Here is a 12849-nt window from a genome sequence, read left to right as displayed (position 1 = left end):
GCCGCCGGCAGCGGCGGGTCACCAGATCGCGAGCCGCACCAGGGCCGCCACGACGCAGGCCCACACCAGGCTCGCGAGCGTGCCGATGATGAACCGCTCGCGCGCCTCTGCCGCGGCCAGTTCCGAGAACCGGCCGATGCCCTTGAGAGCCACGACCACGGCGATCGCCTCGGGGAACCCCGAGATGATCCCGAGCGCCACCGCGAGCCGCTCGAGGTAGCCGATCGTGGTGCCGCCGCGCAGCACCTCGCGCACGGCACCCTCCGAGCCCGCGACGATCGAGGGGGCGCGCAGCAGGATGCCGCCGTTGTCGCCCTCCTGGACCCTTCCGTGCGTCGCGATCTCGAGCACGCGGCGGGTGACCGGGTTTCCGCCGAGGGTCGCGAGCGCCGTGCCGAGCAGCGCGATGCCGAGCCCCACCGGCAGCGGCACGTTGAGGGGCGACACCGTCACGATCAGCAGGCACACCACCACGAGCGATCCTGCGGCCGCCAGCAGCACATTTCCGGGCTTGCGGAGGCTGAGGATGACCAGCACGAGTGCAGCGCACATCGCGAGGACCAGGAAGATCGAGAGCGCCGCCGTCAGGAGCACGTCGGGGAAGACCATGGCGCTCAGTCTGGCATGAGCCCGCGACGCCGCCGGGGCGCGGCATCCGTTCTCGGAGAAGCCCTCTGGTGCGATGTGCGTCCGCGGCGTACGGTATCCGCAGGGGAGTGGGCGGCGCTGGGGAAGAGCCGTCCTGACGCGTTCGGCCTCACGCCGGCATTCACTGCCGCGTGATCGGGCGCGCGGAGGGGATCAGAGCATGAAGCGGCAGCCGATGCGTCGGCCGGCATCGCGACGGGGGATCGCGGTGGCACTCGGAATCGCGGTGGGCCTCGTCGTCGGGTCCGCTGTCGCAGGGGTTCCGCCCGCGGTGGCAGATCACGGGGCCGCGGCCACGTCGACGGGCATCTACCGCCTCCCGTACGCCGATGGCACGGCGCTCACCGTCACCGACTGGCACCACGATCACAACGTGGCGTACGACATGAACGCGGGCCTGGGCAGCGAGGTCGTCGCTGCCGCCTCTGGATGGATCCGTGCGATCGTCGACCACCACGGCCAGGAGCCGGGCGCCGGCGACGGGCGGGACGTGCAGATCCCGCCGCAGCCGCAGGACGACGCCCTCGAGCACGCGTGCGGGAACAACGACGCGTCGAGCACCGTCTGGGGCGGCAACTGCGGCTGGTACAACAACTACGTCTGGATCGAGCACCCCAACGGCGAGTACTCGAAGTACTCCCACCTCGGGACGCGAACCGTGAGCGCGAACTGGTCCGAGGGCGACTGGATCGAGGCGGGCGAGATCATCGGCCTCGAGAACGACATCGGCGCGGCGAGCACCGCCGGCGGCGGGCCCGGCGATCGGGCCTCGCACCTCCACTGGGAGGTCGCCGTGCCCGACACCCCGGGGGCGCCGGTCACGTGGGACGCGCTCGGCGGCTTCCTCGACGACGGGGCCCGCGTCATCGCGCGCATCTGCGACATCCCGGGCCAGGAGCTCGTCGAGGGCGACTATGTCGCGGAACCGTGCGACCACGACCCGCCTTCGGCCGTCCTCGGCGGGGGTCCGTTCGTCGTCGACGAGGGCGACACGATCGCGTTCGATGCGTCCGAGAGCAGCGATCCTGACGGCCTCCCGCTCACGTACCGGTGGGAGCCGGCCGAGTTCTCGCTCGCGGGGACCACGCCGGAACTGACGCTCGCAGACGATTTCGCCGGAACGGTCACGCTGGTGGTGTACGACCGTGTCGAAGCGCTGCGCGCCACCGCCGGCCGTCAGATCACCGTCCGCAACGTGCCGCCCACCGTCTCGGTGGTCGCGACGCCCGCCGACGAAGGGGCCCCGGCGTCGGTGCGGGCGACGGTGGCGGACCCCGGCACCGACACGTTCGCTGCCGAGATCGACTGGGGGGACGGCGCTCCGCCCGAACCGGTGACGATCCCGCAGCTCGCGCTCGGCGTCGACCACGTCTACGGAGACGACGGCTCGTACGCCGTCGCGGTGACCGTCACCGACGACGACGGCGGCGTGGGCGTCGGGAGCGTTCCTCTCGACGTATGGAACCTGACCCCGGAGGTCGAGCTGACGCTGCCGGATGTCGTCGCGTTCCCCGGCGGCGACTTCTCCGTCCTCGAGGCCGGCGGCGAGATCGAGGCCGACGCGGTCGCAGCGGACGAGGGCAGCGACGACCTCGCCTTCACGTGGTCGACCGGCGCGGAGTCGATCGTCTACAACGACGGCGCGTTGCCCGACCCGCCGCTGAGCCCGTCCGGATCCTTCCCGTTCGAGGCGTCGGACGCGGTGACCGCAGGATTCGCCGAGGCAGGCGTGAGCCGCCTCACGGTCGCGGTGGCCGATGACGACGGGGGGACGACGGATGCCTCCGCCGGCGTGATCGCGACCGGCACCGCCGATACGGCGTTCGGGCAGGGCTGGTGGATGCACCAGTTCTCGGGCACGGGGCGGCCTCACGTCGACCCGCCGGTCGCGGCCGGCTACCTCGGCACCGTCGCCGCGGTGTCCGGCGTGTTCGGCGAGACGTACTCCGCCGGAACCCCCGCCGAGGCCGCGGACCTTCTCGCACCGCCCCACGACGGCTGGGAGGACCGGGCGGTGGCGGGGCTGCTCACGGCATGGCTGCACTTCGCCGGCGGAGCGGTGTCGTGGGATGCCGAGATCACGGTGGACGGCGTGCCGATCGCCTATCTCGATCTGATGGAGGACGCCGAGCAGGCGATCGCCTCGCCGACGACCACGGACGACCAACTCCGTCGATTGGTGCAGGACCTCGCCGCCGTGCGTCACGCGACGCGCTGAGCACCGCCCCGCGCATCGCCGGGATCGAGGCTTCCGAGCACGCGTTCCAGGGCGGGGACCGCAGCCTCCTCGGCGCGGAGGCCCGCGGCCTTCGCTCGCAGGCTGACCGCGCCCTGCGAGATGCCCAGGACTTCCGCGGCTTCGCGCTGGCTGTGTCCGGCCGCCAGGAGGTCGTACACCTCCCAGCCCTCGGGCGAGCGCCGGTCGCGCAGCTCGACGAGCAGCCGCACGAGCGCCTCGGCGTCGGGGCCTCCGGCCGGAGCGGTGATGGCGAGCCGCGTGGGAGTCTTCTTGGCGCGGTCGACGGCGTCGCGGGCGTTGACGAAGGCCGCTCCGCGGGCGGCGCGGACACTTGCCGGGAGCGGCGACTCGACGTCTCCCACTCCGACGCCGACGCTCCATTGGTCGGTCCTGGTGAGTTCGAGCACGACCGACAGGACGGCGGCGGGGTCGGCGAGGGCGACCTGCAGTTCGTCGCCGGCGGTGCGTTCAGGGGCGAGGGCGAGTGCCGTCGCACCGCGTCGGTTCACGATCGCGAGGGCCGACGGGACCAGGTCGGCGTTCGCTCGGCTGCCCCGTTGGTCTGCGGTGAGAACGAACATCCCGCCTCCTTTAGTTAAAGAGCTAAACAATGCTTCAGTTCAGTCTCCAAGCTATCAGAAGTCAAGCCATGGGGCATAAGGAGGGCGACGTCAGCACACGGACTAAAGGTCCCGGGCAGATGGTGACTGCGGTGGCAGCTGTCCGCGGTACCACGCGAGCTTCTCGTCGAGTCTGGCCTGCTGCCGCAGGAGTTCCTCGATCTCGTCCCTCACGGCGGCGGCGTGCTCCTCGAGCAGTGCGATCCGCTCCGGGATCGTCGACTCGTCACGGCACAGCGCCCCGTACCGTCGCAGCTTCTCGATCGGCATGCCGGTCTCCCGCAGGCACCTGAGGAATCCGAGCGTCCCGAGGTCGGCCTCCGAGAACTTCCGGTGTCCGCCCGCGCTGCGGGCGACGGGCGGCAGGATGCCTTCGCGCTCGTAGTAGCGCAGCGTGTCCAGCGAGAACCCCGAGAGCGCGGCGGCCTCCGCAGGAGAGTAGGTGGTCATGTTCCGAGGATAGAGCTTGACCTGGAGCGAACTCCAGGTTGCACAGTGGGGTCATGACGACATCCACTCCTCCCACCTCACCGCTCGTGCTGGGCGCCATGATGTTCGGCACCACCATCGACGAGACCACGTCCTTCGCGCTGCTCGACCGATTCGTCGAGCGCGGCGGGGTCTGGATCGACACCGCCGACTGCTACAGCTTCTGGGCCAGCGCCACCGGACAGGGTGGCGACAGCGAGCGCGTGCTGGGGCGCTGGCTGGCAGCGCGGCCCGGCGTGCGAGAGCGCGTGCGGATCGCGACCAAGCTCGGCGCGGAGCCGCTGTGGGCGGGATCGTGGCCGGACCGCCGTGCCGGGCTGTCGCACCGCGCCGTCCTCGACGCGTTCGCCGGAAGCCTCGACCGGCTCGGCCTCGAGTCCGTGGACCTCCTGTGGCTCCATCAGGAGGACCGCACCACACCCATCGAAGAGACCGTCGAGGCGCTCGCCGAGCTCACCGGGGCGGGGCGCGCGCACCGGGTCGGGGCATCCAACCACCCCGCCTGGCGGGTCGAGCGCGCCCGCACCCACGCACGTGCGATCGGGGCGATCCCCATCGACGCCCTGCAGCTGAACGCGACCTACCTCCGCGTGCGTCCGGGCACCCGGCCCCCGGGTGTCGAGCACCGCTTCGGCGTGCTCAGCGACGAGCAGCGCGACTACGCCGATGAGCACGGACTCGAGGTGTGGGCCTACACGCCGCTGCTGTCGGGCGCCTACGACAACCCCGCCAAGACCATCCCCGAGCAGTACGACCACGTCGGCAACGACCGGCGCCTCGGCGTCCTCGACGACGTCGCCGCGGAGCTCGGCGCGACGCGCGGGCAGACGGTCCTCGCGTGGCACGTCGCACACGGGGTGCGTCCCATGCTCGGCGGCAGCAAGGTCGAGCAGCTCGACGCGGCGATGGACGCCGTGCGCCTCACCCTGACGGTCGACCAGCTCGCCCGTCTCGACGCGGCGGTATGAGACGGATGCGTCGCTGATAGCCTGAACCGCGTGTCTGAATCCGTCGTGAGCGCGACCCGCCCCGCGAACGACCCGACGTTCGACAACGTCTGGGACGAGCTCGTGTGGCGTGGCCTCGTGCATGTGTCCACCGACCAGGAAGCGCTGCGCGCCCTTCTCGCCGGGGACCCGATCACGTACTACTGCGGCTTCGACCCGACGGCTCCGAGCCTGCACCTCGGTCACCTCGTGCAGCTGCTGACGATGCGCCGGCTCCAGCTCGCCGGACACAAGCCGCTGGGCCTCGTCGGGGGCTCGACGGGACTCATCGGCGATCCGCGCCCCACCGCCGAGCGCACCCTCAACACGCGCGAGACCGTGGCGGAATGGGTGGAGCGTCTGCGCGGCCAGGTCGAGCAGTACCTGAGCTTCGACGGCGAGAACGCGGCGCGGCTGGTCAACAACCTCGACTGGACCGCCCCGCTGAGCGCCATCGACTTCCTCCGCGAGATCGGCAAGCACTACCGCGTCGGCACGATGATCAAGAAGGACGCCGTCAGCGCGCGCCTCAACTCCGACGCGGGCATCAGCTACACCGAGTTCAGCTACCAGATCCTGCAGGGCCTGGACTTCCTCGAGCTCTACCGCCAGTACGGCTGCGTCCTGCAGACCGGCGGCAGCGACCAGTGGGGCAACCTCACCAGCGGCACCGACCTGATCCACCGTGTCGAGGGCGTCTCGGTGCACGCGATCGGCACGCCGCTGATCACCAACAGCGACGGCACCAAGTTCGGCAAGAGCGAGGGCAACGCGATCTGGATCGACGCGGACATGACCAGTCCGTACGCGTTCTACCAGTTCTGGCTCAACACCGACGACGCCGATGTGATCGAGCGACTCAAGGTCTTCACCTTCCTCACCCGGGCCGAGATCGCGGAGTACGAGCGCCTCGTGGCCGAAGAGCCGTTCCGCCGCGCCGCGCAGAAGCGGCTCGCCCTCGAGGTCAACACGATCGTGCACGGAACGGATGCCACGGCCGCCGCGATCGCGGCATCCGAGGCGCTGTTCGGTCAGGGCGACCTTTCGGCGCTGGACGCGACCACGCTGCGTCATGCGCTCGAAGAGCTGCCGAACGCGACCGTCGCCGCCGGCACGCCGGTGGTGCACGCCCTCGTCGAGACGGGGCTCGTGTCGAGCCTGTCCGAGGCGCGCCGCGCGATCGCCCAGGGCGGCGTGTCGCTCGACGGCGCGAAGGTCGACGACGACACGGCCGTGGTGGCCGGGAGACTGCCCGGCGGGGTGTCGGTGCTTCGGCGCGGCAAGAAGACGCTGGCGGGCGTCTTCCTCGGCTGACGTCGGCTCCCGCTCGCCGATCGGAGTCCGATGCCGTTCACGCCGAGTCACGCGGTCGTCGCACTCCCGTTCATGCGGACGCCCCTCGTGCCGGCGGCGATCGCCGTGGGGGCGATGACACCCGACTTTCCGCTGTTCGTGCGCCCTTTCCCGCTGCACTACGGCCGGTCGCACGCATTCGAGTGGCTGCCCGTCACGGTGGCCCTCGCGCTGCTGCTCCTCCTCGTTTGGCGGTGCGTGCTGCGCCCCGCGGCACGCGAGCTCGCGCCGCGATGGCTGGCGGTGCGGCTTCCGGGGGAGTGGGACCGCGGCGCCGTCGCGGCGCTGCGCGAGACGTTCGGGGGCGCAACGCCCGCTTCCGCGCCCGCGGCGCGGCCGGTCGCGTGGGGCGCGGTGGCCCTGCTCGTCGCGTCGCTGGTGATCGGCGTCGTCAGCCACATCGTGTGGGACCTCTTCACGCACGACGGACGGTGGGGAGTCGCCGCGCTCCCGGCGCTCGGCGACGACTGGGGCCCGCTGCCGGGCTACAAGTGGCTGCAGCACGGGTCGACCACGATCGGGCTGGTCATCCTCGGCGTGTGGATGCTGGTGTGGTTGGTCCGGCGCCGGCCCGAGGCATCCGTCGCCCGCGCACTTCCCGCAGCGGTGCGGTGGACGTGGTGGATCTCGCTTCCCGCGTGCCTCCTGGTCGCCTGGCTGTGGGGGCTCGGTGCCTACGGGGCGCTCGACGACGGCTTCACCGTGGCCCATCTGGCCTACCGCGTGCTGCCGCCCGCGTGCGCGGTGTGGGGTGCGGCGACGCTGGTGCTCTGCGTCGTCGTGCAGAGCACCCGCACCCGCGCACCCGGGAAGGGGTGACACCGGCCGTCCGGGGACGGCGCCCGGCGCCCCGTGCGTTGCAGGCGCCTCCCGTCCGGATTCCGCGTGTTTCCGCGGGTGGTGGGGTGCGACACGCCCGGGATGCGGGCTGGATTGGACCGATCGGAGGATCGCACGTAAAGTTTTACTTGTTCGCCCCACAGGGGAGCGGAGAGACCGAGAGTCTCACCCCCCTCAAGCTGGCGGACCACCTCCCTTCTCACACGGCCCACTCACTTGAGTGGCCCGACCTTCGGGTCTAAGATGGGAGTCTTCCCCTCCGAGGCAGTCCTCGACCGCCGGCACGGATCTCGATCCGTGGCCGGCAGCACCGAAGGTCTGTGGGTGGGGTATGGTTGTGAAGTTGCCCTGCTGGGCTGGCTGCTGTGTTTTGGTGGTTGGTTGGTGGGTGCGTCCGATCCTTGAGAACTCAACAGCGTGCACTTGTCATATGCCAATTTTTGTCTCTGCTGACTGCTTTTGTGGTTGGTGGGGGTGGTTTTTGGATCAATTCGATGGGTCATCATTTTTTTGGTGGTCTGTCTTTTTTGGTCAGGTTGAACTCGCATGGCTTTCACTGTTTTCCCGGTGGGGTTGTGCATCATTTTTTTATGGAGAGTTTGATCCTGGCTCAGGATGAACGCTGGCGGCGTGCTTAACACATGCAAGTCGAACGGTGAAGCCCAGCTTGCTGGGTGGATCAGTGGCGAACGGGTGAGTAACACGTGAGCAACCTGCCCCTGACTCTGGGATAAGCGCTGGAAACGGTGTCTAATACTGGATACGAGACGTGGCCGCATGGTCAACGTTTGGAAAGATTTTTCGGTTGGGGATGGGCTCGCGGCCTATCAGCTTGTTGGTGAGGTAATGGCTCACCAAGGCGTCGACGGGTAGCCGGCCTGAGAGGGTGACCGGCCACACTGGGACTGAGACACGGCCCAGACTCCTACGGGAGGCAGCAGTGGGGAATATTGCACAATGGGCGAAAGCCTGATGCAGCAACGCCGCGTGAGGGATGACGGCCTTCGGGTTGTAAACCTCTTTTAGCAAGGAAGAAGCTTTCGGGTGACGGTACTTGCAGAAAAAGCGCCGGCTAACTACGTGCCAGCAGCCGCGGTAATACGTAGGGCGCAAGCGTTATCCGGAATTATTGGGCGTAAAGAGCTCGTAGGCGGTTTGTCGCGTCTGCTGTGAAATCCCGAGGCTCAACCTCGGGCCTGCAGTGGGTACGGGCAGACTAGAGTGCGGTAGGGGAGATTGGAATTCCTGGTGTAGCGGTGGAATGCGCAGATATCAGGAGGAACACCGATGGCGAAGGCAGATCTCTGGGCCGTAACTGACGCTGAGGAGCGAAAGGGTGGGGAGCAAACAGGCTTAGATACCCTGGTAGTCCACCCCGTAAACGTTGGGAACTAGTTGTGGGGTCCTTTCCACGGATTCCGTGACGCAGCTAACGCATTAAGTTCCCCGCCTGGGGAGTACGGCCGCAAGGCTAAAACTCAAAGGAATTGACGGGGACCCGCACAAGCGGCGGAGCATGCGGATTAATTCGATGCAACGCGAAGAACCTTACCAAGGCTTGACATACACCGGAACGCCCTAGAAATAGGGAACTCTTTGGACACTGGTGTACAGGTGGTGCATGGTTGTCGTCAGCTCGTGTCGTGAGATGTTGGGTTAAGTCCCGCAACGAGCGCAACCCTCGTTCTATGTTGCCAGCACGTAATGGTGGGAACTCATGGGATACTGCCGGGGTCAACTCGGAGGAAGGTGGGGATGACGTCAAATCATCATGCCCCTTATGTCTTGGGCTTCACGCATGCTACAATGGCCGGTACAAAGGGCTGCAATACCGTGAGGTGGAGCGAATCCCAAAAAGCCGGTCCCAGTTCGGATTGAGGTCTGCAACTCGACCTCATGAAGTCGGAGTCGCTAGTAATCGCAGATCAGCAACGCTGCGGTGAATACGTTCCCGGGTCTTGTACACACCGCCCGTCAAGTCATGAAAGTCGGTAACACCTGAAGCCGGTGGCCCAACCCTTGTGGAGGGAGCCGTCGAAGGTGGGATCGGTAATTAGGACTAAGTCGTAACAAGGTAGCCGTACCGGAAGGTGCGGCTGGATCACCTCCTTTCTAAGGAGCTTCTGGCACTCTTCGGGGTGTCCAGGCGCCGGATCGAGACGAATGTTCTCGCCGGTTGCTCATGGGTGGAACATATGAGATGGGCCTCTTCTGGTGGTCTTTCTGCTGAGTACGTCGTCTTTCGGGGCGGCTGGAACGGTGGGGGGTTGCTGGTGGGGGCTTGCACGCTGTTGGGTCCTGAGGGACCGGGCTTTATGCCTTCGGGTTCTTCTGGGCTCATCCTGTCGCCGGTTTTGCTGGTGGGTGGGGTGGGTGCCGCCCGTACTTTGAGAACTACACAGTGGACGCGAGCATCTTAAAGAAGACGCTCTGCATGCTTTCGGGTGTGTGGGGTGTTGAATGTTCGATTCTTAATGGATCGGCTCATGTGATTTCAAGTCTTTAAGAGCAAACGGTGGATGCCTTGGCATCTGGAGCCGAAGAAGGACGTAGCAATCTGCGATAAGCCTCGGGGAACTGATAAGCAAGTTTTGATCCGAGGGTGTCCGAATGGGGAAACCCCGCCAGGGCGCGTGCGTGCCTGGTGACTCCCGCCTGAATATATAGGGCGGGTAGAGGGAACGTGGGGAAGTGAAACATCTCAGTACCCACAGGAAGAGAAAGCAACCGCGATTCCGTGAGTAGTGGCGAGCGAAACCGGAACAGGCTAAACCGAGTACGTGTGATATCCGGCAGGAGTTGCGTATTCGGGGTTGTGGGACTTTCCGTGCTGTTCTGCCGAGCAGTGAACGTGATGCGTCGATATAGGTGAACGGTCTTGAAAGGCCGGCCAGAGTGGGTGCCAGCCCCGTAACTGAAATGTCGGACGCAGCGTGGAGAGGATCCCAAGTAGCACGGGGCCCGAGAAATCCCGTGTGAATCTGTCAGGACCACCTGATAAGCCTAAATACTCCCAGATGACCGATAGCGGACAAGTACCGTGAGGGAAAGGTGAAAAGTACCCCGGGAGGGGAGTGAAATAGTACCTGAAACCGTTTGCTTACAAACCGTTGGAGCACCCCTGGTAGGTGTGACAGCGTGCCTTTTGAAGAATGAGCCTGCGAGTTAGCGATATGTGGCGAGGTTAACCCGGGTGGGGTAGCCGTAGCGAAAGCGAGTCTGAATAGGGCGATTCAGTCGCATGTCCTAGACCCGAAGCGAAGTGATCTATCCATGGCCAGGCTGAAGCGACGGTAAGACGTCGTGGAGGGCCGAACCCACTTAGGTTGAAAACTGAGGGGATGAGCTGTGGATAGGGGTGAAAGGCCAATCAAACTTCGTGATAGCTGGTTCTCTCCGAAATGCATTTAGGTGCAGCGTTGCGTGTTTCTTGCCGGAGGTAGAGCTACTGGATGGCCGATGGGCCCTACAAGGTTACTGACGTCAGCCAAACTCCGAATGCCGGTAAGTGAGAGCGCAGCAGTGAGACTGTGGGGGATAAGCTTCATAGTCGAGAGGGAAACAACCCAGACCACCATCTAAGGTCCCTAAGCGCGTGCTAAGTGGGAAAGGATGTGGAGTTGCTTAGACAACCAGGAGGTTGGCTTAGAAGCAGCCACCCTTGAAAGAGTGCGTAATAGCTCACTGGTCAAGTGATTCCGCGCCGACAATGTAACGGGGCTCAAGCACGCCACCGAAGTTGTGGCATTGACATTATTGGTAGGCCTTCGTGGTCCAGCCGTGTTGATGGGTAGGAGAGCGTCGTGTGGCGAGTGAAGCGGCGGGGTGACCCAGCCGTGGACGCCACACGAGTGAGAATGCAGGCATGAGTAGCGAAAGACGTGTGAGAAACACGTCCTCCGAAAGACCAAGGGTTCCAGGGTCAAGCTAATCTTCCCTGGGTAAGTCGGGACCTAAGGCGAGGCCGACAGGCGTAGTCGATGGACAACGGGTTGATATTCCCGTACCGGCGAAGAACCGCCCCAATCAATCCAGTGATGCTAAGTGTCCGAATCCCGGTGACGGATCCCTTCGGGGTGATGCGCCGGGCCTAGCACACGACCCTATGCTGGTGCGGTTAGCGTATTAACAGGTGTGACGCAGGAAGGTAGCCCATCCCGGGCGATGGTTGTCCCGGGGCAAGTGCGTAGGCCGAGAGATAGGCAAATCCGTCTCTCATGAAGGCTGAGACACGATGCGGATGAAAAGTGGGTGATCCTATGCTGCCGAGAAAAGCATCGACGCGAGGTTCTAGCCGCCCGTACCCCAAACCGACTCAGGTGGTCAGGTAGAGAATACCAAGGAGATCGAGAGAATCGTGGTTAAGGAACTCGGCAAAATGCCCCCGTAACTTCGGGAGAAGGGGGGCCATCGGCGTATTAGGACTTGCTCCGAAAGCGTTTGGTGGCCGCAGAGACTAGTGGGTAGCGACTGTTTACTAAAAACACAGGTCCGTGCCAAGTCGCAAGACGATGTATACGGACTGACGCCTGCCCGGTGCTGGAAGGTTAAGAGGACGGGTCAGCCGCAAGGCGAAGCTCAGAATTTAAGCCCCAGTAAACGGCGGTGGTAACTATAACCATCCTAAGGTAGCGAAATTCCTTGTCGGGTAAGTTCCGACCTGCACGAATGGCGTAACGACTTCCCAACTGTCTCAACCGCGAACTCGGCGAAATTGCATTACGAGTAAAGATGCTCGTTACGCGCAGCAGGACGGAAAGACCCCGTGACCTTTACTACAGCTTGGTATTGGTGTTCGGTGTGGCTTGTGTAGGATAGGTGGGAGACTGTGAAGCGGATACGCCAGTATTCGTGGAGTCGTTGTTGAAATACCACTCTGGTCACTCTGGATGTCTAACTTCGAACCGTAATCCGGTTCAGGGACAGTGCCTGGTGGGTAGTTTAACTGGGGCGGTTGCCTCCCAAAAAGTAACGGAGGCGCCCAAAGGTTCCCTCAACCTGGTTGGCAATCAGGTGGCGAGTGTAAGTGCACAAGGGAGCTTGACTGTGAGACTGACAGGTCGAGCAGGGACGAAAGTCGGGACTAGTGATCCGGCAGTGGCTTGTGGAAGCGCTGTCGCTCAACGGATAAAAGGTACCTCGGGGATAACAGGCTGATCTTGCCCAAGAGTCCATATCGACGGCATGGTTTGGCACCTCGATGTCGGCTCGTCGCATCCTGGGGCTGGAGTAGGTCCCAAGGGTTGGGCTGTTCGCCCATTAAAGCGGTACGCGAGCTGGGTTTAGAACGTCGTGAGACAGTTCGGTCCCTATCCGCTGCGCGCGTAGGAAGTTTGAGAGGATCTGACCCTAGTACGAGAGGACCGGGTTGGACGAACCTCTGGTGTGCCAGTTGTACTGCCAAGTGCACCGCTGGTTAGCTACGTTCGGGATGGATAACCGCTGAAAGCATCTAAGCGGGAAGCCGGCCTCAAGATGAGACTTCCATACCCTTCGGGGTGAGAGGCTCCCAGCCAGACTACTGGGTTGATAGGCCAGATGTGGAAGCACGGCAACGTGTGCAGCTGACTGGTACTAATAAGCCGATGACTTGATAACACCCAACACTTCTGCGAGTGTTCGCGTCCACTGAGTGGTTCCCGATGTACGGTCGGGACACCACACACAATCTTCA

At 64.7% G+C, this 12849-nt stretch carries 7 protein-coding genes and 2 rRNA genes; 6 read left to right on the top strand and 3 right to left on the bottom strand.

Annotated features, from left to right (window positions below; translation table 11 throughout):
• Nucleotides 1–18: 18 nt before the first annotated feature.
• Nucleotides 19–609, bottom strand: coding sequence for a hypothetical protein (locus tag IM778_RS10570; protein ID WP_194408862.1), 591 nt, complete (start codon nt 607–609; stop codon nt 19–21).
• 199 nt (nt 610–808) lie between these two features.
• Between IM778_RS10570 and IM778_RS10565 the strand changes: the two genes are divergently transcribed.
• A complete protein-coding gene (locus tag IM778_RS10565) occupies nt 809–2866 on the top strand; it encodes a M23 family metallopeptidase (RefSeq protein WP_194408861.1) in 2058 nt (685 codons plus the stop codon).
• Here the strand turns inward: IM778_RS10565 and IM778_RS10560 are convergent.
• Entirely contained in the window at nt 2851–3468 is a 618-nt protein-coding gene (locus tag IM778_RS10560) for a DNA-binding protein (protein WP_194408860.1), read from the bottom strand. The two genes, IM778_RS10565 and IM778_RS10560, sit on opposite strands and share 16 nt — an antisense overlap.
• A 102-nt stretch (nt 3469–3570) precedes the next feature.
• On the bottom strand, nt 3571–3957 hold the full coding sequence (locus tag IM778_RS10555) for a MerR family transcriptional regulator (RefSeq protein WP_194408859.1): 387 nt from the start codon (nt 3955–3957) through the stop codon (nt 3571–3573).
• Between the two features lie 53 nt (nt 3958–4010).
• Here IM778_RS10555 and IM778_RS10550 point away from each other — a divergent pair, with 53 nt between their 5' ends.
• From IM778_RS10550 to IM778_RS10530, 5 genes are all read left to right on the top strand, one after another.
• The gene (locus IM778_RS10550; RefSeq protein WP_194408858.1) at nt 4011–4964 is read left to right on the top strand and encodes an aldo/keto reductase; all 954 of its coding nucleotides are present in this window, start codon (nt 4011–4013) and stop codon (nt 4962–4964) included.
• Between the two features lie 30 nt (nt 4965–4994).
• Nucleotides 4995–6296 carry a tyrosine--tRNA ligase gene (gene tyrS / locus IM778_RS10545; protein WP_194408857.1) on the top strand — a complete coding sequence of 434 codons (1302 nt, stop codon included), beginning with the start codon at nt 4995–4997 and terminating at the stop codon, nt 6294–6296.
• Between the two features lie 30 nt (nt 6297–6326).
• Nucleotides 6327–7154 carry a DUF4184 family protein gene (locus IM778_RS10540; RefSeq protein ID WP_194408856.1) on the top strand — a complete coding sequence of 276 codons (828 nt, stop codon included), beginning with the start codon at nt 6327–6329 and terminating at the stop codon, nt 7152–7154.
• A 608-nt stretch (nt 7155–7762) separates the two neighbouring features.
• A 16S ribosomal RNA gene (locus IM778_RS10535) occupies nt 7763–9287 on the top strand.
• A gap of 380 nt (nt 9288–9667) precedes the next feature.
• A 23S ribosomal RNA gene (locus IM778_RS10530) occupies nt 9668–12773 on the top strand.
• Together the 16S and 23S rRNA genes form the textbook arrangement of a ribosomal RNA operon.
• Nucleotides 12774–12849 lie beyond the last annotated feature (76 nt).

The organism is Microbacterium cremeum (genome assembly GCF_015277855.1).
GTDB lineage: Bacteria > Actinomycetota > Actinomycetes > Actinomycetales > Microbacteriaceae > Microbacterium > Microbacterium cremeum.
This window is presented reverse-complemented; position numbering and strand designations above follow the sequence as displayed.

Bases quoted from the DNA above. Each gene is read 5' to 3' on its own strand.
- IM778_RS10560 (WP_194408860.1), bottom strand. From the start codon at position 3,468: ATGTTCGTTCTCACCGCAGACCAACGGGGCAGCCGAGCGAACGCCGAC.
- IM778_RS10555 (WP_194408859.1), bottom strand. From the start codon at position 3,957: ATGACCACCTACTCTCCTGCGGAGGCCGCCGCGCTCTCGGGGTTCTCG.
- IM778_RS10570 (WP_194408862.1), bottom strand. From the start codon at position 609: ATGGTCTTCCCCGACGTGCTCCTGACGGCGGCGCTCTCGATCTTCCTG.
- IM778_RS10565 (WP_194408861.1), top strand. From the start codon at position 809: ATGAAGCGGCAGCCGATGCGTCGGCCGGCATCGCGACGGGGGATCGCG.
- IM778_RS10540 (WP_194408856.1), top strand. From the start codon at position 6,327: ATGCCGTTCACGCCGAGTCACGCGGTCGTCGCACTCCCGTTCATGCGG.
- IM778_RS10550 (WP_194408858.1), top strand. From the start codon at position 4,011: ATGACGACATCCACTCCTCCCACCTCACCGCTCGTGCTGGGCGCCATG.